Annotated in this window: 21 protein-coding genes and 2 tRNA genes; 17 read left to right on the top strand and 6 right to left on the bottom strand. The window is 50.5% G+C overall.

Annotated elements, in window-relative coordinates; genetic code table 11:
- Window positions 1-64: 64 nt before the first annotated feature.
- The 4 genes from J3999_RS01435 to J3999_RS01420 all read left to right on the top strand — a co-directional run bounded on the left by J3999_RS01435 (window position 65) and on the right by J3999_RS01420 (window position 4,527).
- The gene (locus J3999_RS01435; protein ID WP_173286237.1) at window positions 65-352 is read left to right on the top strand and encodes a heavy-metal-associated domain-containing protein; all 288 of its coding nucleotides are present in this window, start codon (window positions 65-67) and stop codon (window positions 350-352) included.
- A 58-nt stretch (window positions 353-410) separates the two neighbouring features.
- Window positions 411-2,624: a DNA topoisomerase IV subunit A gene (gene parC, locus J3999_RS01430; protein WP_208126484.1), complete on the top strand. Its 2,214-nt coding sequence runs from the start codon at window positions 411-413 to the stop codon at window positions 2,622-2,624.
- Window positions 2,625-2,892: 268 nt separating this feature from the next.
- On the top strand, window positions 2,893-3,735 hold the full coding sequence (locus J3999_RS01425; protein ID WP_208126192.1) for a motility-associated protein: 843 nt from the start codon (window positions 2,893-2,895) through the stop codon (window positions 3,733-3,735).
- A 39-nt stretch (window positions 3,736-3,774) separates the two neighbouring features.
- A complete protein-coding gene (locus J3999_RS01420) occupies window positions 3,775-4,527 on the top strand; it encodes a flagellar motor protein MotB (protein ID WP_208126190.1) in 753 nt (250 codons plus the stop codon).
- A gap of 4 nt (window positions 4,528-4,531) precedes the next feature.
- On the opposite strand, the gene J3999_RS01415 is transcribed toward J3999_RS01420, so the two are convergent.
- From J3999_RS01415 to hemA, 4 genes are all read right to left on the bottom strand, one after another.
- Complete coding sequence (locus tag J3999_RS01415) at window positions 4,532-5,293, bottom strand: molybdopterin-synthase adenylyltransferase MoeB (RefSeq protein ID WP_208126187.1); 762 nt, start codon at window positions 5,291-5,293, stop codon at window positions 4,532-4,534.
- Window positions 5,280-6,167 (bottom strand): peptide chain release factor N(5)-glutamine methyltransferase, encoded by an 888-nt coding sequence (gene prmC, locus J3999_RS01410; RefSeq protein WP_208126185.1) that lies wholly within the window; start codon window positions 6,165-6,167, stop codon window positions 5,280-5,282. Before prmC ends, J3999_RS01415 begins: the two co-directional genes overlap by 14 nt.
- A gap of 14 nt (window positions 6,168-6,181) precedes the next feature.
- The gene (gene prfA / locus J3999_RS01405) at window positions 6,182-7,270 is read right to left on the bottom strand and encodes a peptide chain release factor 1 (protein WP_208126183.1); all 1,089 of its coding nucleotides are present in this window, start codon (window positions 7,268-7,270) and stop codon (window positions 6,182-6,184) included.
- Window positions 7,271-7,343: 73 nt separating this feature from the next.
- Window positions 7,344-8,621, bottom strand: coding sequence for a glutamyl-tRNA reductase (gene hemA / locus J3999_RS01400; RefSeq protein ID WP_208126181.1), 1,278 nt, complete (start codon window positions 8,619-8,621; stop codon window positions 7,344-7,346).
- Window positions 8,622-8,841: 220 nt separating this feature from the next.
- Here hemA and J3999_RS01395 point away from each other — a divergent pair, with 220 nt between their 5' ends.
- The 6 genes from J3999_RS01395 (at window position 8,842) to ychF (ending at window position 14,430) form a co-directional block, all read left to right on the top strand.
- Entirely contained in the window at window positions 8,842-10,677 is a 1,836-nt protein-coding gene (locus J3999_RS01395; RefSeq protein WP_208126179.1) for a tetratricopeptide repeat protein, read from the top strand.
- Window positions 10,678-10,788: 111 nt separating this feature from the next.
- Window positions 10,789-10,863, top strand: a tRNA-Gln gene (locus J3999_RS01390).
- A gap of 56 nt (window positions 10,864-10,919) precedes the next feature.
- On the top strand, window positions 10,920-11,876 hold the full coding sequence (locus J3999_RS01385; protein WP_173286220.1) for a ribose-phosphate pyrophosphokinase: 957 nt from the start codon (window positions 10,920-10,922) through the stop codon (window positions 11,874-11,876).
- A 221-nt stretch (window positions 11,877-12,097) separates the two neighbouring features.
- Window positions 12,098-12,685, top strand: coding sequence for a 50S ribosomal protein L25/general stress protein Ctc (locus tag J3999_RS01380; RefSeq protein WP_208126177.1), 588 nt, complete (start codon window positions 12,098-12,100; stop codon window positions 12,683-12,685).
- A gap of 35 nt (window positions 12,686-12,720) precedes the next feature.
- A complete protein-coding gene (pth, locus tag J3999_RS01375) occupies window positions 12,721-13,296 on the top strand; it encodes an aminoacyl-tRNA hydrolase (protein ID WP_208126175.1) in 576 nt (191 codons plus the stop codon).
- Window positions 13,297-13,338: 42 nt separating this feature from the next.
- Window positions 13,339-14,430, top strand: a complete 1,092-nt coding sequence (gene ychF / locus J3999_RS01370; RefSeq protein ID WP_208126173.1) for a redox-regulated ATPase YchF — start codon at window positions 13,339-13,341, stop codon at window positions 14,428-14,430.
- Window positions 14,431-14,536: 106 nt separating this feature from the next.
- Here ychF and J3999_RS01365 read toward each other — a convergent pair whose 3' ends face one another.
- Both J3999_RS01365 and J3999_RS01360 read right to left on the bottom strand, forming a co-directional pair.
- The gene (locus J3999_RS01365) at window positions 14,537-16,045 is read right to left on the bottom strand and encodes a DUF5666 domain-containing protein (RefSeq protein WP_208126170.1); all 1,509 of its coding nucleotides are present in this window, start codon (window positions 16,043-16,045) and stop codon (window positions 14,537-14,539) included.
- Window positions 16,029-16,862 (bottom strand): DUF6502 family protein, encoded by an 834-nt coding sequence (locus J3999_RS01360; protein ID WP_243755231.1) that lies wholly within the window; start codon window positions 16,860-16,862, stop codon window positions 16,029-16,031. The genes J3999_RS01365 and J3999_RS01360 overlap by 17 nt, the downstream gene beginning before the upstream one ends.
- 298 nt (window positions 16,863-17,160) lie before the next feature.
- On the opposite strand from J3999_RS01360, the gene J3999_RS01355 reads away from it, so the two are divergent.
- The 7 genes from J3999_RS01355 to gspG all read left to right on the top strand — a co-directional run bounded on the left by J3999_RS01355 (window position 17,161) and on the right by gspG (window position 24,489).
- Window positions 17,161-17,237 (top strand) — tRNA-Met (locus J3999_RS01355).
- A 281-nt stretch (window positions 17,238-17,518) separates the two neighbouring features.
- Window positions 17,519-17,899: a PilZ domain-containing protein gene (locus J3999_RS12010; RefSeq protein WP_208126169.1), complete on the top strand. Its 381-nt coding sequence runs from the start codon at window positions 17,519-17,521 to the stop codon at window positions 17,897-17,899.
- A 328-nt stretch (window positions 17,900-18,227) separates the two neighbouring features.
- On the top strand, window positions 18,228-19,067 hold the full coding sequence (locus tag J3999_RS01345; protein WP_208126167.1) for a type II secretion system protein N: 840 nt from the start codon (window positions 18,228-18,230) through the stop codon (window positions 19,065-19,067).
- A 59-nt stretch (window positions 19,068-19,126) separates the two neighbouring features.
- Window positions 19,127-21,331: a type II secretion system secretin GspD gene (gene gspD, locus J3999_RS01340; RefSeq protein ID WP_243755230.1), complete on the top strand. Its 2,205-nt coding sequence runs from the start codon at window positions 19,127-19,129 to the stop codon at window positions 21,329-21,331.
- A complete protein-coding gene (gspE, locus tag J3999_RS01335; RefSeq protein ID WP_371811828.1) occupies window positions 21,318-22,781 on the top strand; it encodes a type II secretion system ATPase GspE in 1,464 nt (487 codons plus the stop codon). The genes gspD and gspE overlap by 14 nt, the downstream gene beginning before the upstream one ends.
- An 18-nt stretch (window positions 22,782-22,799) precedes the next feature.
- Window positions 22,800-24,020, top strand: coding sequence for a type II secretion system inner membrane protein GspF (gene gspF, locus J3999_RS01330; RefSeq protein WP_208126163.1), 1,221 nt, complete (start codon window positions 22,800-22,802; stop codon window positions 24,018-24,020).
- Between the two features lie 22 nt (window positions 24,021-24,042).
- Window positions 24,043-24,489 (top strand): type II secretion system major pseudopilin GspG, encoded by a 447-nt coding sequence (gene gspG / locus J3999_RS01325; RefSeq protein ID WP_208126161.1) that lies wholly within the window; start codon window positions 24,043-24,045, stop codon window positions 24,487-24,489.
- Window positions 24,490-24,506: the final 17 nt, after the last annotated feature.

Genomic DNA, 24,506 nt, shown 5'->3' with positions numbered 1-24,506 from the left:
GGCGTGTTCTTTCGGGAGTCTGTGCTAAGCTAGGAATCCCTTAGAGTTTAATGGGAGAAATTGGATGCGTTATCAGTTGGATGTCGAGAATATAAAGTGCGGTGGCTGTGCCGCTTCAATCAGTAACAAGCTTCAGGCGATAGAGGGCGTTTTGTCGGTTGAAGTGGCGATTGAAGAAGGGATTGTAACCCTTGAAACGGCTGAGGAGAATGATACTGTTCTACAGCAGGCCAGGGAGGCGCTGTTGAGTATGGGGTATCCGGAAAGCGGTACTGTCGAGGGGACCAAAGCATTGGGTGCAAAGGCAAAGTCGTTTGTTTCCTGCGCAGTTGGTAAAATGGCGCAGAAATAGTTTTTAGCGGAAATTAACTTTTTTGAATCCAAGGAGTTAGCGGGTGGATCAGACCACAATGAATTACGATGGAATCGAACAGCGCAGCGTTGCGGAATTTGCCGAACAGGCCTATCTGGATTATGCAATGTATGTCATTCTCGATCGCGCTTTACCGCATATCGGTGATGGCCTGAAACCGGTTCAGCGTCGCATTTTGTATGCAATGTCAGAGCTCGGCTTGAAAGCGACAGCAAAATTCAAGAAATCAGCCAGAACCGTCGGTGACGTGCTTGGTAAGTTCCACCCGCACGGCGACTCGGCCTGCTACGAAGCGATGGTTCTGATGGCACAGAACTTCTCCTATCGCTACCCTCTGGTCGACGGTCAGGGAAACTGGGGGTCGCTTGATGACCCGAAATCTTTTGCCGCTATGCGTTATACCGAGGCGCGTCTATCGAAATTCAGTCAGCTCCTGTTGCAAGAGATTGGCCAGGGTACGGTTGACTGGACGCCGAATTTCGACGGTACCATGGATGAGCCGCAAGTACTCCCAGCTCGTGTGCCGCATGTTCTGCTGAACGGAACCTCGGGGATTGCTGTCGGTATGGCGACCGATATTCCGCCGCACAACTTGCGTGAAATCGCCAACGCATGCGTTCATCTGCTGGATAACCCGAAAACCACTTCGCGTGAATTGATGGAGTTTCTTCCGGCTCCGGACTACCCGAATAAAGCGCAGATTATCAGTACCGAAGAAGAACTGGCGAAGTTGTATGAAACCGGTAACGGTTCCATTAAGCAACGTGCGGTCTACTCGGTGGAAGACGGTGTCAATGTGGTTATTGAGGCTTTGCCGTATCAGGTTTCCGGTGCCAAGGTGCTGGAGCAGATTGCCAGTCAGATGCGCGCCAAAAAATTGCCGATGGTGGTCGATCTGCGCGATGAATCCGATCACGAGAATCCGGTGCGTCTGGTGGTGGAAATGCGCTCCAAACGCGTGGATGTCGAGGCGGCGATGCTGCATCTGTTTGCCACTACCGACCTGGAAAAAAGCTACCGCGGAAATTTCAATGTGATCGGTCTCGACGGCCGGCCGCAGGTCAAGAATCTTGCATTGATTCTGAATGAATGGCTGGTGTACCGCAAAGAGACCGTGCGTCGCCGTTTGCAATACCGTCTGGATAAGGTTTTGGCACGTCTGCATATTCTGGAAGGGATGCTGATCGCCTTTTTGAATATCGATGAAGTGATCCGGATTATCCGTGAAGAAGAAAAGCCGAAGCCGGTTCTGATGGAGCGTTTCGGTTTGACCGATATTCAGGCTGAAGCGGTTCTGGAATTGAAATTGCGCCACCTGGCTCGTCTGGAAGAGATGAAAATCAAAGCCGAACAGGAAGAGCTGGCTGCCGAGCGTGACAAACTGGAGAAAATTCTTAATTCGGCCGCGCGCTTGAAGACGCTGGTGAAAAAAGAATTGCTTGCGGATGCCGAGGAGTACGGTGACGAACGAAATTCACCGGTGGTCGAAGCCAAAGGGGCTCAGGCGATGAGCGAACAAGATCTCTTACCGTCCGAAGCGGTTACGGTTGTGCTTTCGGAAAACGGCTGGGTTCGTGCGGCCAAGGGGCATGATATTGATGGTGAAAGTCTGGGATATAAATCCGGGGATGCGTTCAGAGGTCAGGCTGCGGGACAGAGTCGTCAGATGGCGGTTTTCCTGGATTCTACCGGGCGTAGTTATTCTTTGGCGGCGCACAGCCTGCCTTCGGCGCGATCGCACGGGGAGCCGTTGACCGGTCGTTTGAGTCCACCGGCAGAGAGCCAGTTTACTCAGGTTCTATTGGCGAATCCGAAAGACAAATTTATTCTGGCCAGCAGCGCCGGTTACGGGTTTATTACCGAGTTCGAAAATCTGTATTCGAAAAATAAGTCCGGAAAGGGCGTGATTACCCTGCCGAAGGGTGCGGAAGTTTTGACACCTGCCGCTGTGAAAGATAAAGCGTTTATTGCCGTTGTTACCTCCGAGCCGCGGATGTTGGTGTTCTCGCTGGAAGAGTTGCCCGAACTGGCAAAAGGAAAGGGCAACAAACTGATTCAACTGCCTAAAGGCGAGAAAGTGAATGCGGTATTTGCCTTTAATGACGGAGAAAAACTGAACCTCAAAACTGAAAAATACGAGAAACAGTTCGGGCCGACAGCGCTGCAGGAGGCGCTGGGTGGCCGGGCGAAACGCGGTATTGTCTTGCCGAGAACTTTGAAAAAGGTTTATTCCATCGAGGCAGCCGAGTAAAAGAGTTTTAATTTTCTGGGAAGTTGATAGCGAACAAGAGGAATTGGCCGTCGAGACAATAAGATGAAGCCCTTCGAAATAGAGTGAATGGCTAATGGTACGACATTTGCTTAGACTATTCTCGGTAAGCTAAATCAGATGCTAACCTTTAGAAGAGTAGTTTTAGATTTGCTTAATCATTGGATTTCGTAAATGAATCAGAATTTGTCGAGTCAGGTTTGAGGTATGTGCTGGATGGCGCGCTCAGACAGGCTAGTAAGGTTATTTTATGTTCGCAAAACCTTTTGGAATTTTAGTTATCGCGTTGAGCTTTTTCGGCGGCTTTATCTTGATGGGCGGGAGTTTGTCAGCTTTATGGCACCCGTCCGAGCTGCTGGTTATTCTCGGTATCTCGCTGGGCGCGTTTCTTGCGTCGACTCCCGTCTACGTGTGGGCGCGGACGCTGTTTTTCATAGGACGTTATTTTTCCGGAGAAAGAGTCACCAAACAGCTGTATCGTGAAACTCTGGGTCTGTTGGAAGATCTTGCCCGTCTGTCGCGCAGCTCGGGTGTGCTGGCCGTCGAAAAGCATATTATGAACCCTGACGACAGTCCGATCTTCGCCGAATATCCGCGAGTGCTCAAGCACCCCGATCTTAAGAAATTCATTATTGATAATTTCAATTACCTGATGCTCAACCCGCCTGCGACGCAGAGTTTCGGCGCGCATATGGAGAATCAGATCTACTCGATTTCACAGTCGATGATGGAAGTGCCTAAGGCGGCCGGAAAGGTCGCCGACTGGTTGCCCGGTTTCGGGATCGTCGCGGCGGTCATGGGGGTTATTCTGACCATGGAGCTGCTGGGCGGCGATATGGATGTAGCCAAGATCGGGACGGCAATCGGTGCCGCGCTGGTCGGAACCCTGACCGGTGTCTTTTTCGCTTTTGCAGTTGTCGCGCCTTTTGTGCATGCGGTTGAGGTCATGATCCGTCAGGACCGTACGCTGTTTGAAATGGCGGCTGCTTTCCTGGAAGCCTATTCGAACGGTGTTTCGCCGAACCTGGCTATCGAGATCGGACGGCAAATTGTGCCGCCTGAATTCGCCATTCCGAGAGAAGAGGAAGAATAACCCCGATGTTTTGCGTAAGCCCTTGCCGAGGATGTGAATATGTCGCGTCGCCGTGATCATGACGAAGGCGGGGCGCATGGTGGTTCCTGGAAAATCGCCCTGGCGGATCTGATGACCGTTCTGATGGTTTTCTTTCTGGTACTGTGGCTGATTTCCGTTGTGGATCCGAAAGACCGTCAATCGTTTGTCAACAGTATGATGGGAGAGCCGCCGATCGGTGCCGAGGTCGACGATCAGAAGCTGCTTCCGCCGCAGGAATCGCTGATTAATCTGGAGATGAAGCCTCCTGTCTCAAGAGAGGAAGTGGAAAAGGCGCTGGACAATATTAATCCGAAAGATGTCGATATCGAGGATACGCCGGAATACACCAAGATTACCCTGCGTTCGGATAGCTTTTTCGAAAGCGGACGGGCGACGATCAGTGACAATACACGTGAAGAGTTGGAGAAGCTCGGCGAAACCTTGGGATCGCGTGAGCAGGACATTACGATTACCGGTTTTACCGATAATATTCCGATCAGCAGTATTCTGTTTCCGTCCAACTGGGAGTTGTCCGCGGCACGCGCTGCGACCGTAGCGCGAACATTTATCTATATGGGGGTGGATCCCGCCTTGGTGACAATTGCCGGTAAAGGGGATAACGATCCGGTGGCCGGTAATGATACGGCCTACGGACGTTCACTGAACCGCCGCGTGGTAATCTATGTTGATAAGACCACGCCTAAGGAAGAGCCGACGGTCAATCCTTATCAGCCGCCGCAGGGTAACGCCTTTAAAGCAGGGCGCCAGTAATCTCTTAGCCGGCGCAGTACTTGCAGCCTGGATCTTTTTTCAGATTCAGGGTGCGGATCATCATGCTGTAGGCATCAATAATCATCAGCTTTCCGGTTAAGGTCGGCAATTTCAGTAGCGCTTTGATCGCTTCAATCGCCTGCATCGAACCAACCATTCCGACGACAGGAGACAGGACGCCGTTCTGACTGCAGGTCAATTCCTGGCCGTTATCTTCTGGATAGAGGCACTGATAGCATGGAGAGTCGTCATTGCGGAAATCGTAGGTGCTCAGCTGACCTTCCCAGCGGATAGCGGCACCGGAAATCAACGGTTTTTTCGCGGCATAACAGGCTCGATTGAGCGCGAAGCGCGATGCGAAATTGTCGGTACAGTCGAGAATCACGTCCGCCTGACGAACCAGTTCGCTTACCTCATTTTCGTCCATGTGCCGGGCAATGGTTTCGATCTCGATGTGTCGGTTCAGTTGAGCCAGGTTGCTTTTCGCCGATACGACCTTGGCTTGCCCGATATTGGCTTCCCTGTGAACGATCTGACGTTGTAAGTTCGAGTCGTCGACTTCGTCGAAGTCGACAAGGGTTAATTTCCCGATCCCGGCTGCTGCCAGATACAGCGAGGCCGGCGAACCGAGTCCGCCCAATCCGAAGATAACCGCATGCGATTGCGCCAGAGTCAGTTGGCCGGCATAGTCGATTTCCGGCATCAGTATCTGCCGGCTGTAGCGGGAGAGTTCCTGATCGTTCAGTTCCGTTTTATTCGTGTTCATCGCTTACCTCTCTCTTGCGTTCGGTTTTTTGTCCGAAGGTAATCCGTTGATTGCCGCCGTAATCGCAGCGGCTCTGTATCTGTTGATAGCCGTTTTGTTGCAGGATCTCTTGCACCGCCTGTGCCTGATTGTAACCGTGTTCCACAATCAGCCAGCCGTTATCCTGCAGGTGCGCCTGCGCCTGTTCGGCTATCAGGCGGATGTCGTTGAGTCCGTCTCGGCCCGAGGTCAGCGCGCTAAGCGGCTCGAAGCGGACATCTCCCTGCTGCAAATGTGGGTCCTGCTCTTCAATATAAGGCGGGTTGCTGGCGATCAGGTTAAAGCGCTGTTCGGCCGCAAGCGGTTGACACCAGCTTCCCTGCATAAAGGTTACCGGTAAATTCAGGCGTTTGGCGTTTTCCTTGGCGACCTCGAGGGCCGCCGGAGAGAAGTCGATGGCGCTGACCTCGGCCTGCGGCAGTTCGCTTTTCAGGGCCAGTGCGATGGCTCCGCTTCCGGTGCCGAGATCCAGAATTTTCGCTTGCGGGGTTGCGGGCAGCAGTTCGAGTGCGGTTTCGATCAGTGTCTCGGTGTCCGGACGAGGGATAAGCGTGTCGGCGGTCACTTTGAGTTCCAAGCCCCAGAACTCTCTATTGCCGATTATATGAGCGATCGGCTGACCAGTGAGGCGTAGATTGTACAGAGTTTGAAATTGCTCGGTTTCCGCCGTCGAAAGCGGTTTTTCCGGCCAGGTATAGAAGTAGCTGCGAGTGCACCCAAGCACATGACCCAGAAGGATCTCCGCCTCCAGTTTCGGGTTGTCGATAAAATTGCAGGCGGCTAGTTTCCCGCTCGCATCGAGCAGAGCCCGTTGAATGGTGTAAGCGGAAGGCATCTTTAAACCTGCAATCAGGTGTCGGAGTTCAGGCTCGCCAGCAGTTCTGCCTGGTGTTCCTGAATCAGAGGGTCGATAACATGATTGAGTCCGCCGTTCATCACTTCGTCCAGCTTGTACAGCGTCAGGTTGATGCGGTGGTCGGTTACCCTTCCCTGCGGATAGTTATAGGTTCGGATACGGTCCGAACGATCGCCGGTTCCGACCAGACTCTTACGTTCCTGGGCAATTTCCGCATCGTGCGCCTGCTGTTTGGCATCCATAATTCGAGCGGCCAGAAGCGACATGGCGCGGGCGCGGTTTTTATGCTGCGAACGTTCGTCCTGACACTCGACCACGGTTCCGGTCGGGAGGTGGGTGATACGGATGGCCGAATCGGTTTTATTGACGTGCTGTCCACCGGCACCGGAAGCGCGGAAAGTATCAACTTTGAGATCGGCTGGGTTGAGTTCAACCTGCTCGACTTCCGGGGCTTCGGCCATGATAACTACGGTCGCAGCAGAGGTATGTACGCGGCCCTGCGTTTCGGTGGCCGGAACGCGTTGCACACGGTGTGCGCCGGATTCGAATTTCAGACGTGAATAGGCGCCGGCACCGATGATGCGGGCGATGATCTCTTTGTAGCCGCCATGTTCGCCTTCACTGGAGTTGATGACTTCTACCTGCCATTTCATGGATTCGGCATAGCGCGAGTACATCTTAAACAGATCGCCGGCGAAAATTGCCGCTTCGTCGCCACCGGTTCCGGCACGAATTTCCAAAAAGATGTTCGAATCGTCGCGCGGGTCTTTGGGAAGCAGCATTTTCTGCAGCTCCAGCTCCAGCTCTTCCAGCTGGTTTTTCAGATCAGGCAGTTCTTCCTTGGCCATCTCCTCCAGATCGGCATCGCCGGACTGAAGCATCTCTTTGGCCTCTTCGATGTCACCTTCGGCTGCGTTGTATGCGGTGAAAGTTTTAACGACCGGAGTGAGTTGTGCATGTTCGCGGGTCAGGGCGGTGAACTTTTTCTGGTCGCTGATGATCTCCGGGTCGGAAATCAGGTGGTTCAGTTCTTCAAGGCGTTCAACCAGGTTTTCCAGTTTTTGACGAATCGACTCTTTCACGGTAGTAATCTCTTAAATATTCAGTTGCGCCTTGCGCAGCAAGACTCGGCAGCGCAGTTCCGGTTACGGCAGGCTAGTGTTTGTTGTTTTGAAGGTCCGGACAGATCAGTAGCTGCTGGGCCGAATCAATCAAGGTTTGATTGTCCTCGATTCCGGCCTGGTTCAGTTGCGATGTCGGTGTGTGCAGCAGACGGTTGGTCAGCTGGTTGGCCAGCAGTTTGATAACGGTTTGCGGGTCGCCGCCTTCTTCAATCTGATGCAGGGCATGCTCAAGCGCGTGCTGTTTGATCTGTTCCGCCTGTCGGCGGTAGTCGCGGATAATCGGTTTGACGCGTGCAATGGCGTCTTGCTGCGCCATAAAGTTTTCCGCCTGCAGGTCAATGATCTCTTCGGCTTGAACCGCTGCACTCTGGCGCGATTGCTTGTTGCTTTCGATAATTTCCTGAAGGTCGTCCACGGTGTATAGATAGACGTTGTCCAATTCGCCGGTACTGGCTTCAATGTCGCGAGGAACGGCGATATCAACCATGAACATCGGGCGGTTCTTACGTTTTTTAAGCGCCTGTTTGACCTGATCTCGTTTGAGGATGGCGTGCGGACTTCCGGTCGAGCCGATCACGATGTCCGCTTCATGCAGGTGGTCGTCCAGCTCGTCCAGTTGGATGCCGTAACCGGCAACGCTTTCGGCCAGACTGTGTGCCCGTTCCAGTGTTCGGTTGGCAATAATCAGTTTGCCGATGTTCGCTTCTTTCAGGTGGCGGGCGACCAGTTCGATGGTTTCGCCGGCGCCCAGCAGCACGGCCGTCTGTTCGCTCAGGTCACCGAAAAACTGTTTGGAAAGCGAGACGGCGGAGAAAGCGACGGAAACCGGGCTGGTTCCGATTGCGGTATCGGTGCGCACTTGTTTGACGGTTTTGAAGATATGCTGGAAAAGCGTGTCCATCGACTGATGGATGCTGTCATTTTTATGCGCCAGATTATAGGCGTCTTTAAGCTGTCCGAAGATTTGCGGTTCGCCAAGAACCAATGAATTCAGACCGGAAGCGACACGCATAATGTGTTTAACGGCGTCGATATTCTGGTATTGGTACAGGAACGGATTGATGCTTTTGGATTCCAGATCGAAGAAGTGGTGCAGCCACTCTTTGATCAGGTCGGCGTCGGTGTCTTTCTTTGGTGTGCAGTAGATTTCGGTTCGGTTGCAGGTCGATAAAATGATACACTCGGCCACCAACGAATTGGATTTGAGTTCATGCAGGGCGCTTTTCGCCTGCTCAGGGGTAAACGAAACTGTTTCACGGATATCGACAGGAGCCGTTTCGTGATTGACACCGAGTGTAATAAGCTTCATATTAACTGTTTACCATTGATCAAAACGCATGAACATGCAACTAAAGAGGCGTAATTCTGCTAAATTATCCCCTCAATTGCAAGTTTTTATAAGAAGGCCCTTGTACGGGGTCGAAAAGTCAAAGATTTATAAAATTACTTAATTATGACAGTCGTTTAGACCTTTGTGGCCGTCATTTCATGTAACGGGTCTACTACTTTATCCGGAATCAAAAAATACTATGAAGTTTTGTGTGCCAGCTCTGCCGACATTCAAGTTGAAACCTTTCGCTTTGGGACGCTTTCCGAGTGCTTTGATGCTTTGTGCCGGTCTTATGGGGTTGCAGGGCTGTGCTTCCAGCAGTCAGTTTATTCAGGCGGCACCGTCGATCCCGATGGATGAAGTGAGTAAAGAGAAGGCGATGGACGAAATCCTCAAAGAGGATGAGGTTAAACACAATGTCATAGCCGACCATCTTCTGACGGCTGAGCAGATGTTTTTGCTATTGCGGGCGGAGATGCAGCTTAAACGCGGATTGGGTAAAGAAGCTTTTGATACCTATTATCAGCTCGCGGACGAAACCCGCGAACCCGAGCTTGCCCGGCGTGCCTTTGCGGTCGCTATGGCAACCTATCAACCGGAAAATATTGCTCAAGCGGCCTCTTTATGGCGTTCGATCGAGCCGGATGAGCCGGTGGTCTGGCGGGCCAGTTTCGTGTTGAGCCTGCGCAGCGGCGATGTCGACAGCGCGCTGCAGCAATGGCAGACCTATGCGGATCTGTCGGTGGATCCTCTGGATAAGGATATTCTGACGGCGGCTCAAAGACTGGGTTCGGCGATGATCGGCAATGTGGATGCCTCGACCGAATTTATGCAGCGGATCGCCGAGCGTTACCCTGATCAATGGTCGAGTCAATTGGGGCTTGGAACGGTTTTAATGGCAAGACAGGAACTCCCCAAAGCGCTGGAGGCCTTTCAGAAAGCGTTGACTTTTGATGGCTTGGAGCAGAAAGGCAGTATCTATGACTTGATCGCCAAGCTCTACCTGCAGATGGAGAAGTATCAGGAAGGGGTCGCTCAGTTCAGCCAATATGTCGATGAAGACCCGGAAAACATTTCCTTGCAGGAGAAGCTGGCGCGTCTCGAAGTCCAGGCGGGTATGGTGCAGCAGGCCGAACAGCGCTATCAGTCGATTATCGATAAAAATCCTCAGCAGCACTCGGCACGCTTTGCACTGGCTTTGCTGAAACTGGAAAACAATCAGAACCAGCAGGCCAAAGCGCTACTGGAAACCTTGTTGCAGGTGCCGGCTTATCAGGATATCGCTACCTATTATATGGGGTACGTACTGCAAAATATGCAGCAGCTTGACGAGGCGCTCGAATATTTTCAGAAGGTTTATTCTCCGGCGTATCTGACCGATTCGTTATTGCATCAGGCGGAAATCTATTTTACTCAGGGCGATCTTGCCAAAGCGTTCGAAGCGTTGGACAGTGTCGATACCAGTAATGTTGCCAGCCTGAAAAAAGTGCTTTTAGCCAAAGCCATTTTCTATCGTTATGAAAAGCAGTACTCGCAGGCGGTGGACGTCTTACAGGAGTTGCTGGAAGTCGAGCCTGACAATCAGCGTGCGTTGCTGGAACAGGGGAATCTGTATTTTCAGCTCGAACGCTACGACAGTTATGTCGCCAATATGCAGCGACTGCTGGAATTGGATGCCGACAATGTCGATGCACTTAACGGCTTGGGATATTATTATGCAGAGAATCATATCCAGTTGGACGAAGCGAAAAAGCTGATTACCCGAGCGTTGGAACTTGATCCGGATAATTACTTCATTCTCGACAGTATGGGCTGGGTTCATTATCAGCTTAAAGAATATGCTGAAGCGGTGGATTTTCTGCGCAAAGCATTTGCCGTTAATGAAGATGAGGTGGTGATGGAACACCTGATTCGCGCTTATTGGATGGCCGGCATGCGCAGTGATGCAGAGGCTCTTTGGCAGCGTTACCGCGAAGAGCAGCAATTAAATCAAGAATTTACAACTTTACAGGAGTGGATCGAGAAGGTGGAATAATTATAAGTTGCTCTGATAGGGTTAAAAAAATGACAATTTTTTCGAAAAAAGTGTTGAACTTCTAAAAAATCGTTGTATCATACGCACCTGTCTTCAACGACACAGATATACAGGGATATGGCCAAGTGGTAAGGCATCTGGTTTTGATCCAGTGTACCGCAGGTTCGAATCCTGCTATCCCTGCCATTATCTACCTTCCGAATTCCCCAAATCATTTTTTCCTCTGAACAGGAGTGCCTTAAATGGCTACAAAAAATGTCATGATTTTTGCGGGAAACGCAAATGTCAGTCTAGCAGAAAAGATCTCTCAGTATTTAGATATCCCCCTCGGCAAAGCAGACGTTGGTCGTTTCAGTGACGGCGAAATCATGGTTGAAATCAAAGAATCTGTTCGTGGACAAGATGTGTATGTTTTACAGCCGACTTGTACTCCGGAACCAGCCGTCAATCTGATGGAAATGCTGGTGATGATCGATGCGCTAAAGCGTGCGTCAGCCGGTCGTATTACCGCTGTGATTCCTTATTACGGTTTTGCCCGTCAGGATCGCCGCCCTCACTCGGCGCGTGTTCCGATTACCGCTCGTCTTGCTGCTGATATGATTACTATTGCCGGTGCCAACCGTGTGGTAACCGTTGACCTTCACGCTGACCAGATTCAAGGCTTCTTCGACATTCCGGTGGATAATATCTACGGATCGCCTCTTTTGGTCGAAGATATGCATAAGAACCAGGATCTGGAAAATGTCACGATTGTCTCGCCGGATATGGGCGGGGTGGTACGTGCGCGTGCCGTTGCGAAAGCGATTGATGCCGATATGGCGATTATCGATAAGCGACGCCCTAAAGCGAATGTCGCCCAGGTCATGAATATCATTGGTGATATCGAAGGTCGCGACTGCATTATTATCGATGATATGGTCGATACCGCGGGTACGCTGTGTAAAGCTGCGCAAGCGTTGATGGATCGTGGTGCCAAGAGTGTATCTGCCTATGTTGTGCATGCGGTGTTGTCCGGTCCGGCTGTGGACAATGTCAAAGGTTCTGTATTGAAGGAGCTGGTGGTAACTGATTCTATTCCTGAGAGCGAAGCGGCGCTGCACTGCGAGAAGATTCGTCGAGTGTCGGTTGCCGAGCTTCTGGGCGAAACGATTCGCCGCATTAACCAGGAAGAGTCTGTGACTGCTTTGATGTCGCATTGATTGCATTCGACTCCTGTGAAAAGCGCCTTAATTGGCGCTTTTTTGTTTTCCGGCAATAGTAAAAGCTTTAATTCGTCTGGAAATGCGACAAGGTGTTGAAAAATCTGTGGAAATTTCTGCTGTTTTTAGTATAATCCGCGCTTTGCTTGTGTTTGGTCGCGAACATGAGTTTTGTTAATTGATAAGATCTTTACGATCTTGATCCTATTGGAGAAAAAACAATGAGCCAAAATTGGACAGCAGAAATTCGCTCTGAAGAAGGGAAAGGTGCGAGCCGCCGCCTTCGTAAAGCTGGTAAAGTTCCAGCGATCATCTACGGTGGTGACAAGGCAGCAACTTCAATTTCTTTCGACGCTAACTTCATTGCACACGTTTTTGAAAACGTAGACCTGTTCAACACAGTTGTTACTGTTGATGTTCAAGGTGGTGATGCAGAGCAGGTCGTCGTAAAAGACATTCAGCGTCATCCAGCTACTAACGATGTTGCGCACATGGACCTTCAGCGCGCGTCTGACAACAAGATGATCACTAAGAAAGTTCCGCTTAACTTTATCGGTAAAGCCGCTGCTCCTGGTGTGAAAATGGGTGGTCTTATGTCTTTCCTACAGCCTACTGTTGAAGTACGTTGTTTGGCGAAAGACCTTCCTGCGTCAATCGAAGTTGACGTTTCTAAAATGGAAGCCGGTACCAGCATGCGTCTATCTGAGTTGAACATGCCTGAAGGTGTTATCCTGACTGCATTGACTCACGGCAACTCTGACTACGACCAAGCGGTTGTAAACATCGGTAAGCCTAAGCGTAAAGGTTAATTCACTCTTAACCTTTAAATCGAGAGCCAGCGCTTATGTCACAGATTAAATTAATTGTCGGTTTGGGTAATCCGGGCGACAAGTATGATTTAACCCGACATAACGCTGGTTTTTGGTTTGTGGACGAAGTAGCGCGTCAGTTCGGTGCGGTATTTCGTCCAGAGACCAAATTTCTTGGTGAAGCGGCGCGAGTCCAGTCCAACGGTTTGGATTTCTGGCTCCTGAAGCCCGCTACTTTTATGAATCGCAGCGGCCAGTCGATTTCGGCTCTGGCCAAATTCTATAAGATTCCGGTCGAATCGATTCTGGTTGTGCATGACGAGCTGGATCTGCCGCCAGGCACGGCGAAGTTGAAAAAAGCGGGCGGTCACGGTGGTCATAACGGTTTGCGCGATACGATTGCTGCGATGGGCAAGGAGTTTCTCCGTCTGCGCTTGGGAATCGGTCATCCGGGCCATCGTGATCAGGTTGTCGACTATGTCCTTAAGGCTCCGTCCAAAAGCGATCGCCAGTTGATCGATGATGCCAGTTACGCGGCATCGAAAGTTGTGCCTGAGTTGGTCAATGGCCAGCTTGAAAAGGCGATGATGACGCTGCACACCAAATCTTAATCCACTTTTTACTTATCCTTATCTGCCCACGAGGAGACTTCCATGGCAATTAAATGCGGTATTGTTGGTTTGCCGAATGTTGGTAAATCCACTCTGTTCAATGCTTTGACGAATGCGGGAATCGAGTCTGCAAACTATCCGTTCTGTACCATTGATCCAAACGTTGGTGTTGTAGCGGTTCCAGACCCTCGTGAAGATGCGTTGGCGGAAATCGTCAAGCCGGAACGAGTGCTGTCGGCAACGGTTGATTTTATGGATATCGCCGGTTTGGTAGAAGGGGCTTCAAAAGGTGAAGGTCTGGGGAATAAATTCCTGCAGAATATCCGAGAAACCGATGCAATCGTGCAGGTTGTTCGCTGTTTTGAGAATGACGATATCGTGCACGTTGCAGGTCAGGTGGATCCGGTAAGCGATATTGAAATTATCAATATGGAGTTGGTTCTGGCCGACTCGGAATCGCTGGAAAAAAATGCGCAGCGCCAAGCAAAGCTGGGTAAGAGCGGTAATAAAGAAGCGCAAACCCGTCAGGCGCTGTATGAGCGTGTTCTGGATGAAATCAAAGACGGTAAGTTGATCCGTTTAGTTGAACTGACTGACGATGAAAAGTTACTGTTGCGCGATCTTCAGCTTCTGACCATTAAGCCGATGATGTATATCGCCAATGTCAATGAAGACGGTTTTGAAAATAACCCGTTGCTGGACAAAGTACGCGAGATCGCCGAATCGCAAGGTGCGATCGTGGTGCCGGTTTGTGCCGCTATTGAAGCGGAAATCGCCGAATTGGACGACGAAGATAAAGCGGATTTCCTGGAAGAGATGGGTCAGGAAGAGCCGGGTCTAAACCGCGTTATCCGCGCAGCCTACGATCTTCTGGGTCTGCAGACGTACTTCACGGCCGGTGTTAAGGAGGTTCGCGCCTGGACGGTTAAGAAGGGTGCAACCGCACCGCAGGCAGCCGGAGTGATCCATACCGACTTTGAAAAAGGTTTTATTCGTGCCGAAGTGACTTCCTATGAAGATTTCGTCGCCTGTAAAGGGGATGCCGGAGCGAAAGCGGCCGGTAAGCAGCGTTTGGAAGGGAAGGAGTACATTGTCCAGGACGGCGATGTGATGCATTTCCGTTTCAATGTTTAAGCGTCGCTTTTCTCGATAATAAAAAAGGGAGCTTTTGGCTCCCTTTTTTATTGCCGTAAACGGTATGCCCGGCTGTGTCGGGCCATTCCGTATCGCGGTCGACTGCTTAGTTATCCTCTGTATCTTCGACATCGATCTTGGTAACAAATCCGTTGGTGTCGTAGTCAAGATCAAGCAGCAGTTTCGGTTGCGTTGTCGTGTCGTAACTGAGCAGTTCGCTCAGACTCTGCGGTCCACTGAGCTCGTCGTTCTCAAATAACGTATCGGTCCCGCTGGTGTCGATTGTGAAAGTGACGCCTGAAACCGTAATTTCGGAGTCAACCGTTCCTTCATAAACACCTTGGAATTCATAGGAGCCGTCATCGGAACTGCTGCCTTCATCATCGCGTTCGATCTCCAGTGCAAAGAGCTCGCCGTCGGCAGTGCGATAGGCGTCAACTTCGATAAACTCTCCTACGCTCAATTGGCGGTTGTCGAGGTGGTCGTCACTGTCATCGAAAGAGGTTGCATAGCCGGTATAGATGATTAAATCCGAACCGGCAACGGTAAGTACGAAGCTGCCAACGCCGTTTGCATCAAGCTCTGTCGATTTAACGGTTCCGTCCAGATCAATTTCCGAATCGCGCAGATCGATTTCCGTTGCGATTAGAGTACCGTCTTGCAGGAAGCCTTCGACATTAACCCAGACATTGTCAGCTAGCGAGATAAAGTCGGATTCGATTTCCACGCCGGTAAAGTCAACCGTAATGCCGTGTAACGAGAAGGTTGAGTTGGTGCCGTCGAAATTCTCGATGTAGCCTTCAAGTTCAAACTCATCGTCGTCGGACATGCCTTGCAACAGGTCGTCAGGACTTTCAAATTCGATTTCAGATGCAATAAGAGCACCGGATGTGCCATCAATTTGTCCTTCGACTTCAACAATCAGACCGTCCGCCAGAGCGGTAATGTCGTCATCCAGGTCGGTTTGATCGTTGTACTGAATCTGTTGTCCGTTGATGACAAAAGTGCCGTTGGCAGTATCAAGGGACGTGATTTCCCCTTTAATTTTGAATTCGTTACTGTCGCTTTCGGCATCATTTTTATCATCGATATAGGTGGCAACCAGAGCGCCGTCTGCATTGTAGTAACCGCTGACTTCTACCGGAAGGTCGTTTGCCAGAGAGGCATAAGTCAAGGCGTCATCGAATTCTGTACGAGTCCGTTTGACGATAACGGTTGTGCCGTAAATGGTGAAAGTAGTGATGTCGGCGTCATTTGGATCTACCGCCAAATTGGCAATCGGTCCTTGCAGATCGTCGTCGAAGATAATCTTGGTTGCTGTTCCGCTGATACCGTCGTCATTAATGGTCCCTTCGACGCGTACGACCATACCCACTTTCAAGTCATCCTGGGTAGCGTCAACTGTATTGCCGTCGACTTCGAAAACTGCATTGTCCGTTTCGTATTTGACGCCGCCGACCATGACGCTACCGAAGCCGGTAATGGTACCGGTTGAAATGTAGCCCGTGCCGCCAATGCCTGCTGTGCCTCCGCCGCCGCATCCGGCCAATGCCAGCGCAAGCGCGCCGCTTAGGGTGGTAAGTTTGAGGCGATGGCGTTTAACTAGAGATGTCATTTGCGTCTCCTTTCTTCAATTCATTTTTCGATTCGTAAAAGTAGATGCCTAAGCTGACATAGCATCCGTTTTCTGGTTCTTCGGCTTCGTGCTCGGATAGCCATTTATCCAGGGAAAGCAGTAAAGACTGGGCTTGTTCGGAGCTTAATTCCTTGAATGCTTGCAGATGTTTGACATCCAGGTGTTTGGTGGAGACTTTTCGTTGGTAGCGTTTATCTTCCGTGAGTGCCGTATTTATGTTGTGGTCTATGGTGTCGAGCAACTCGGCGGTATCGGCCCCGAGGATTTTGATGAGTTCTTCCTGATCGTTTGAAGGCAGGTAAGACATCTTAAGAAGATAGACTTGATCGTCTTCGACTCGAATGCACCCGGCAGAAGTCAGCTGGTCGAGCATCGCTTTAACCGGGATATCCCCACTGAATTTTTTAATCAGTTGTGCAAAGCTCGGTTCTTTATCGGATAAGTTCAGCGGAAGAGGTTTTCCGTCCTGGTCGATAAAGGCGTCGTGATGCACCCAAGCGCTAAGAACGCGTGTTGCACGGTTGTATTTTTGCTGCTGCTGTTGTGCATCGCTTTCCGGGAGTTCTTTAAGTCGTTTAACTTCTTTTCGAGATAGCCCGGTTTGAGCGGCGACACTGCTGACGGTTGTTTTACTGCCCTTTGCTTCGTTCAGAGCAAAGGACTCGTCAACGTAAGCCTTTCTAACCAGCGATTCCAGGTGTGATGACGGAATGCCTTGGCGAATCAGGATTCGAACCAGTGGGCGCAATAGTTTGCTGATATTGCGGTTGATGGTGTTCAGTGTTTTTTCTTTCATGGTTTGGGATTATATTCCCAAAAAATCCAAAATCAACTTATTTGGGAATATTTTCCCAATTAATCAAGCTCTGTCCGGAATTATTAAACGATCAAAGCTGCGAGCGGTTATGTGCTGTGCGAGATCTTGATCAAGAGAAGGTATGTGAACGAATGGGTTTTGCGTCTGAATGGGCCGTCTGATCGCCTTGGTTTATCACGTAGAGTAGGGTTGAAAAAAATAATCCGCTTTATTTAAAATTTTCTAAAAATTGGGTTGACAGCTGGTCGACAGTCTTTATAATACGCACCACATTTATGGCTACATAGCTCAGCTGGTTAGAGCACATCACTCATAATGATGGGGTCCCAAGTTCGAATCTCGGTGTAGCCACCATATTTTAAAAGCCCGTAAGCACTTGTGTTTACGGGCTTTTTTTATTGCCTGGATTTCTGGCGATGAGAAAGGACGCTTTTACTCTTGAGAGTCGTTTCAAGCCGCTCAAGTCGAGGGTGATTTTTTTGAACCTCTTTTGGGTTTTCAGTCTTTCAGTTCGATCCAAGACAGGAAATTGATTCAAGCGAACTTCGGTGTTGGCTCCGGTTGCTAATTGCGTAAAACTAAGTGTACTATTGGAACACGCCCATTTACATGGATAGTGACTTTTTGGGAGGGGTATGGGTACTAACCGTAGGTTATCCGACAGGATTAACGCACGTAGAAAATGTGTCATCGAAAAAAGAGGGATTAAGTATCCTTGTCACTTAAAAGATCTTTCTCTTGATGGAAACGGGGTCGGTTTTATTTCGAGCTCAAAGTTTTCGTTGCATGAGCATATTATTCTCGAGATAGGCGGCATTACCGAGTTGGGCGTGGATTCTGTGGAGTGCGTCTTGAGAGTGATGCATGTTACCGAGTTACATGACCATAACGTCTATGGTTGTCAGGTTGTGCACAGCAATGAAGAATTCAGGAAGTTTGTCGAGCAAAAAAATAACATGCGTGTCTCTTTTCGCTCGAAACTCTTGCGGGATTTGATGTTGAAAAAGCACTCGTAATTAGGCTTTGGAGGTGCCGTCCATAGAAGAATTGGCGGCATTAGTTAACTTCACAGAGCATTTGTAAATTATTAAGAAATGCGTTAATTGATTGAATATCGCATTTCTTTTCCATGCTGCAGATTGCCAATGCAGGATGGGCATGGCGGGCAAAATATCACTCGGCGTCGTATCTAAAGAACGCCATTAAAAAAATGAGTTTTGCTTACCTTTCCTTGCGTTTGTCACGCAATCGTCATCTATCCTTCGATTATTGATAACCAAACCCTGTTGGGATTAAGCTACAATTTACGATTAATTTCTTGTTTTCCGTCGCTCAGAGGTGATCTTGAGTTTTTCCGTTCTACAAAAAAACATTCAGACTCTTTTCGTTCAGGGCGCGACTCTGGCCTTATTTTTACTGTCTGTGTGGGGTGTCGGAAACTTGGTTGCCGTATGGCTCGAACCGCCGGTCAAGGTATTGGTGCCGAGTTTACAGAAGTTGTCGGACACTTCTTCAGTCGAGCTGATGCCGCAAAAGCCCTCTTTCCTCTTCGGTCAGCCGGAGGCACGTGATTCCAAGAACAAGACAGAATTGCTTAACCAGGACGAAATCAAACAAACCCGCTTGAATGTCAAACTGACCGGTGTGATTTATACGCCGCAATCTTCCGTGGCGGTTATCGAATCCGGGCGCGAGACGTTTGTTTTGAAGGAGGGGGAAGTGCTTCGTCAAGGGATTACGGTTGAACAGATTCAACCGGACTTTGTGGTCTTGAATAACCGCGGTGGTTTGGAACGGTTGATGCTTGAAGAAAGTGATTTACCTGGCAAAGCGGTTGCAATCGCGGGTGGCGCTTCTTTAAACCAAGGTCAGACAGCGGATTTGCAGAAGATTCGTGACGAAGTTCGTAAGTCTCCACTTGCTCTGAATCGTTATGTCCGTTTCCGTATGTTGAAGGAGAGCGGTCAGGTGAATGCCATTCAGGTCTGGCCGCGCAGAGAACGGCAGTTGTTTGAGAGTCTCGGGTTTAAGAATGGTGACAAAATCCTGCAGGTAGACGGTGTCGCGGTTTCGACATTGGCCGGTGATCCTCAGCAGATGCAGAAACTGTTGCAGAAATCCCGCTTTGATCTGCAGATTGAACGTAGTGGACAGCAGCAAAGTCTGTCCGTGGTATTGCAGTAGCATACACATTGAACCGCAAAACGATTAATAAAACCGGCTAATTTTAAAGGCTTGATTTCATGAAACAGACCCCGCTTTTCAACTCGACCCATAAATGGCTGCAAAGCGTTTTACTGGCCGGTTCACTCTGCTTTGTAGGTTACAGTGCGCCGATTTTTGCGCAGACTGATGACGCCATGAGTGAGCAGAGTTTCGGTAATTTCCAGAATGTTGAACTGGAAAAGGTCATCGAAGCGGTAGCGAAAATTTCCGGACATAACTTTGTGGTTGATCCACGGGTAAAAGGGAAGGTGACGCTGATTGCTCCGGAAGGCATGAACCCGCAGGAGTTGTATCAGACGCTGTTATCGATTCTCAGTGTTCACGGTTATGTTGCGGTGGAATCCGGCGGAGTGACCAAGGTTGTTCCGGCGAACCTGGCTAAGGATCAGCTGAGTTATCGAAATTACCAGGAAACCTCTGAAGATTGGGTCACCGAGGTGCTGGATGTGCAGCATGTCGAGGCCACCAAACTGGTTGCGGTTCTGCGACCGCTGGTGGCGCGCGAAGGCCATCTGGTCGGGCTGGCGGAAAGCAATCGTTTGATCATTACCGATACCGTTGCCAATATTCGTCGTATCAAATCGGTATTGCGCAAAGTGGATATCGATAATTACGGTCAATTTGAAGTGATTCAGGTTGAACATGCGCCGGCGGAGGATCTGGCCAAAACCCTGAAAGGCCTGATTCCGAAAAACAAAGGCGGTACCGATGTCACGATCTCTTTCGATGAACGTTCCAATCGAATTATCCTGACCGGAGACGAGCAGAAACGCATAATGCTGCGGGCATTGCTGGCGGAACTGGACGTGCCGATGGCTTCCGAAGGTCGGGTTCAGGTTATCTATCTGCGCTATGCGAAGGCGGCGGATCTGGTTCCGGTGCTGCAAAAAATTTCCTCAAATCAGTCTTTGGCGCAGGCTGCGGTAGCAAACGATACGCCTGTCGATGTTGCGCCTGCGACGCCGGCAGATAATGGCGTTGGCGAATCAAAAAGCGCGTCACCGGCAACTTCGGCCAACCCTTTGACTCTGGCGAATCAAAAGCAACTCAAGGAACAGATCAGTATTGAAGCCGATGAGCGTATGAATGCACTGGTCATCAGCGCGCCGACGCCGATTTTAACCGCATTGAAAGAGGTCATCCGCCAACTGGATATTCGCCGTGCTCAGGTTTTGATCGAGGCGATTTTTGTCGAAATCTCCGAAGACCGTGCTGCCAATTTGGGTGTCGAGTGGGGAGCTTTGGGCGAGAAAGGCGCCGGGTTAATTAATTTCTCCGGTACTTTACCGACCATTCTCGGTAATGTCGGTAATCCTTTGGCGCAGGTCGGTGCTTTAAGCACCGGTGCCAATTTTGCCGTCGGCGACTATGATTCCAACAGCGGTTGGGGTGCTTTATTGCAGGCTCTACACAGTGATTCGGCCTCGAATATTCTGGCGACGCCTTCGTTGCTGACGCTGGATAACGAAGAGGCGGAAATTCTGGTCGGGCGTGAAGTGCCGTTTCAGACCGGGAGTTATACGTCGACGACAACCAGTGTGTCCAATCCGTTTAGCACCATTGAGCGTAAAAATGTCGGTCTAAGTTTGGTGGTCAAGCCGCAGATCAACGAAGGTGACGAAATTTATCTGGAAATCGATCAAGAAGTGTCCGATGTTCTTCCCAAAGGCGAGGCTGTCGATATTCAAACGACCAAACGTCAGATCAAGACGAGAGTGATTGTCGGAGACGGTAATGTGGTCGTATTGGGCGGACTGATTAACGAGAAAGAGACGCAGGTTGATTCTAAGGTTCCTGGCTTGGGGGATATTCCGGGCTTGGGGGCTTTGTTCAGTTCAACCAAAAACACGCGTGAGAAGGTCAATCTGATGGTGTTCCTACGTCCGGTAATCGTACGCGACAATCTTAAGAGCGATTTCTACAGCCAGCAGAAATATAAATATATCAATGAACAGCAGCAGCGTTTGCTGGATCAGCCGCAAAAGTCCTGGGTGACGCCTGGATTACGTCCTAAGCTGCCGGACTATCAGCAATGGCAGAACAATACGCCGGAACAAAATCCTCAGAATATTCCGTTGAAATCGGATCAGAATCGAGCGCCGCAGTTATCCGAAACGACCCCAGTCGCCGAGGACAAAGCCGCGAAGGTCGAGAAAGTCGAAGACATCAAAACGCAGAGCGCCTATGAGGCTTATGAGGCGATTGCCAATGGCGACTATTGATCTGCCGTTCAGTTTCGCCCGCAAGAACGAGGTTCTACTGCAGTCGGATAACGGGCCGGAGGTCTTTTTCACCGAGCAGACGCCAAGAGTCGCACTGCAAGATGTTCAGGCGCGTCTGCTGGCTTCGGGAATTGCTGAAATCCGCTGGCAGAAAATTTCCGAACAGGCGTTTAAAGCCAAAGTTCAGCGTGCTTATGCCGACAGCGGTTCCAATTCCATCGAGGTCGCACATTCGATCGAGACTGACGATCTGGCTTCCGTGGTGGCGGAAATCGGCGAGCCGGAAGACCTGCTGGACAGTGCCGACGACGCGCCGATTATTAAATTACTCAATGCGGTGCTGACCGAAGCGATTCGTTCGGAAGCGTCCGATGTGCATATCGAACCTTATGAAAACCAGTTGCGCATCCGCTTCCGTGTCGACGGCGTACTCAAAACCGTATTGTCGCCTAAACCGGCGCTGGCTTCGATGCTGGTGTCGCGTATCAAAGTAATGGCGCGTCTCGATATCGCTGAAAAACGGATTCCTCAGGATGGCCGTATCGCTTTGAAACTCGGCGGTCGCGCCGTTGATCTGCGAGTGTCTACCTTGCCGTCCAGTTTCGGCGAGCGGGTGGTGTTGCGTCTGCTGGATAAGGGCGCTGAACGCCTGACACTCAAAGATCTCGGTATGCCGGAAAGACTGGAAGAGGGTATGCAGCAGGCGCTGTCCAAGGCGCACGGAATTTTTCTGGTGACCGGTCCGACCGGTTCCGGTAAAACAACGACGCTGTATGCTGGATTGACGCGACTGAATGATTCTCAACGCAATATTATGACGATTGAAGATCCGGTCGAATATAACATCGAAGGCATTAACCAGACACAGGTCAACACCAAAGCGGAACTGACGTTTGCCAAAGGGCTGCGAGCGCTGCTTCGTCAGGACCCGGATGTCGTCATGATCGGGGAGATACGCGACCATGAGACCGCTCAGATTGCCGTGCAGGCATCTTTAACCGGGCATTTGGTGCTGTCTACTTTGCATACCAATACGGCCATCGGTGCCATTACCCGTCTGCGGGATATGGGCATCGAATCGTTTCTTCTGGCCTCGAGTCTGAACGGCGTGCTCGCGCAGCGTCTGGTTCGTCGGCTTTGTCCGCATTGCAAACAGGCGCACTCTGCCGATCAGGCGGAATGCGAGTTGCTCGGTGTTCAGGAGGCGACGCTGTATCAACCGAAAGGCTGCGATCACTGTCAGCAGACAGGGTATTCCGGGCGCATGGGACTGTATGAATTGCTTCTGGTGGATGAAGAGGTTCGCTCTATGATCCACTCCAACCACTCCGAATCGGAAATCGAAGCTTATCTGCGCAAAACCACGCCTTCGTTGAACGAAAGCGGTTATCAGGCGGTGCTGGACGGCAAAACTTCTCTGGAAGAGGTTTTACGGGTCACCCAGTCGTAGTTCAGGGTTTAAAACGATATGGCGGTATTTGAATACAAGGCGCTTAACAGACGCGGAAAAACCCAGAAAGGCATGCTGGAGAGCGATTCCGAACGTCTGGCGCGCCAACAGCTTCGCGATCAGGGATTGACGCCAATTGCGCTGCAGGAGGTTCAGGCCAAAAGCAGTAAAACGGCCGACGGCTCGGCAAAATTTTTACAGAGTCAGTTGGCGGTAGCCGATCTGGCGCTGTTTACCCGTGAATTGCATACTCTTCTGGATGCCGGGACGCCGCTCAATCAGGCCTTGAAAGCGCTGACCGAACAGGCCGAAAAAAAGGTCATGATGCGTTTTATCCGCAGTTTGCACGCCAAGGTTGGGGAAGGGTATTCGCTGACGCAGGCGTTGCAGAAAGCTCCCTATAAAGTGCCGTCCGACTATATCGCCATTATTCAGGCTGGGGAACACAGCGGTCATTTGACTGAAGTGATGTCGCGTCTGGCGGATACGATCGAGCAGCGTGAACAGTTGAACAAAAAGCTTAAAACCGCGCTGATCTATCCGGTATTGATGGTTGTTGTGTCGATTGCGATTGTGCTGTTCCTGATGGTTTATGTCGTGCCTAAAGTGGTTACGGTGTTCGATAATATGCAGCAGACGCTTCCTCCTTTGACTCAAGGCCTGTTGACAACCAGTGATTTTGTGCAGGCCAACTGGGGCTGGATCGCTTTGGAGCTGATTTCCGTATGGTTGCTGTACCGCTGGCTTCTTTCGCGGGAAAAAAGCCGTTACCGGATCCATCAGATTTGGTTGCGTCTCCCGGGGGCGAGAAAATTTTTATTATATTCGGCTGCTGCGCGTTGGGCGCGAACCTTTGGCGTCCTTCTGGCTTCCGGTGTTCCGGTGCGCGATGCGATGGCGATCTCCGCCGAAGTGATGACTCTGGCGCCGCTGAAAGCGTCGGTGATGGATATGGTCGAACTGGTTCGCCAGGGAAAAAGCGTGCACTATTCGATGCAACAGTCGAAGGTGTTCCCACCGCTGCTGCTGAACCTGGTCGGAACAGGGGAAGGTAAAGGGCAGCTGCATTCAATGCTGTTGCGCGGCGCTCAGCATTACGAAAACGAAGTGGAGAATGCCGCTTCGACTCTGGTCAGCCTGATCGAACCGATTTTGATTATGGTGATGGGCGCGGTCGTGCTGGTCATAGTATTGGCGATTATGCTGCCGATTTTCGAAATGAATCAGATGATAGGTTAACTGTAAATTTAGGATAAAGAAAATGAGATTAGACAGACAGCAGTGGAAACAGTCACGTCAGAAAGGTTTTACCTTGATCGAATTGATGGTTGTGGTCGTCATACTGGCGATTCTGGCCGGGTTTGTAGTGCCGAAACTGATGGATCGCCCGGATGAAGCGAGAATAGTGAAGGCGAAGCAAGACATCGCCGCGATCGCTTCCGCTCTGCAGCTGTATAAGCTGGACAACTATCAGTATCCGACAACCGATCAGGGCTTGGAAGCACTGGTTACACAACCAAGCGATGATCCACAGCCGAAGAATTGGAAAAAGCTACTGGATACTCTGCCCCTAGATCCTTGGGGGAACCCTTATCTGTATCTTTCTCCCGGCGAACATGGGGAGTTCGATCTGTTCACCTATGGGGCGGATGGCGCCGAAGGCGGTGAAGATATCAACGCCACCATCGGTAACTGGCAGCAGAAATAGACGATTTGGAGCCACGG

It is taken from the genome of Thiomicrorhabdus sp. 6S3-12 (genome assembly GCF_017571475.1).
Lineage (GTDB): Bacteria > Pseudomonadota > Gammaproteobacteria > Thiomicrospirales > Thiomicrospiraceae > Thiomicrorhabdus.
The sequence above is the reverse complement of the archived record's forward strand: the minus strand, read 5'-3'. Positions and strand labels throughout refer to the sequence as shown.

What these genes read in the sequence shown, in the direction of transcription:
- gspF (WP_208126163.1), top strand. Translation starts at nt 22,800, where the DNA reads ATGGCGGTATTTGAATACAAGGCGCTTAACAGACGCGGAAAAACCCAG.
- prmC (WP_208126185.1), bottom strand. Translation starts at nt 6,167, where the DNA reads ATGCCTTCCGCTTACACCATTCAACGGGCTCTGCTCGATGCGAGCGGG.
- J3999_RS01385 (WP_173286220.1), top strand. Translation starts at nt 10,920, where the DNA reads ATGGCTACAAAAAATGTCATGATTTTTGCGGGAAACGCAAATGTCAGT.
- J3999_RS01420 (WP_208126190.1), top strand. Translation starts at nt 3,775, where the DNA reads ATGTCGCGTCGCCGTGATCATGACGAAGGCGGGGCGCATGGTGGTTCC.
- hemA (WP_208126181.1), bottom strand. Translation starts at nt 8,621, where the DNA reads ATGAAGCTTATTACACTCGGTGTCAATCACGAAACGGCTCCTGTCGAT.
- gspE (WP_371811828.1), top strand. Translation starts at nt 21,318, where the DNA reads ATGGCGACTATTGATCTGCCGTTCAGTTTCGCCCGCAAGAACGAGGTT.
- ychF (WP_208126173.1), top strand. Translation starts at nt 13,339, where the DNA reads ATGGCAATTAAATGCGGTATTGTTGGTTTGCCGAATGTTGGTAAATCC.
- pth (WP_208126175.1), top strand. Translation starts at nt 12,721, where the DNA reads ATGTCACAGATTAAATTAATTGTCGGTTTGGGTAATCCGGGCGACAAG.
- parC (WP_208126484.1), top strand. Translation starts at nt 411, where the DNA reads ATGAATTACGATGGAATCGAACAGCGCAGCGTTGCGGAATTTGCCGAA.
- J3999_RS01415 (WP_208126187.1), bottom strand. Translation starts at nt 5,293, where the DNA reads ATGAACACGAATAAAACGGAACTGAACGATCAGGAACTCTCCCGCTAC.
- J3999_RS01435 (WP_173286237.1), top strand. Translation starts at nt 65, where the DNA reads ATGCGTTATCAGTTGGATGTCGAGAATATAAAGTGCGGTGGCTGTGCC.
- gspG (WP_208126161.1), top strand. Translation starts at nt 24,043, where the DNA reads ATGAGATTAGACAGACAGCAGTGGAAACAGTCACGTCAGAAAGGTTTT.
- J3999_RS12010 (WP_208126169.1), top strand. Translation starts at nt 17,519, where the DNA reads ATGGGTACTAACCGTAGGTTATCCGACAGGATTAACGCACGTAGAAAA.
- J3999_RS01425 (WP_208126192.1), top strand. Translation starts at nt 2,893, where the DNA reads ATGTTCGCAAAACCTTTTGGAATTTTAGTTATCGCGTTGAGCTTTTTC.
- J3999_RS01380 (WP_208126177.1), top strand. Translation starts at nt 12,098, where the DNA reads ATGAGCCAAAATTGGACAGCAGAAATTCGCTCTGAAGAAGGGAAAGGT.
- J3999_RS01360 (WP_243755231.1), bottom strand. Translation starts at nt 16,862, where the DNA reads ATGAAAGAAAAAACACTGAACACCATCAACCGCAATATCAGCAAACTA.
- gspD (WP_243755230.1), top strand. Translation starts at nt 19,127, where the DNA reads ATGAAACAGACCCCGCTTTTCAACTCGACCCATAAATGGCTGCAAAGC.
- J3999_RS01365 (WP_208126170.1), bottom strand. Translation starts at nt 16,045, where the DNA reads ATGACATCTCTAGTTAAACGCCATCGCCTCAAACTTACCACCCTAAGC.
- J3999_RS01395 (WP_208126179.1), top strand. Translation starts at nt 8,842, where the DNA reads ATGAAGTTTTGTGTGCCAGCTCTGCCGACATTCAAGTTGAAACCTTTC.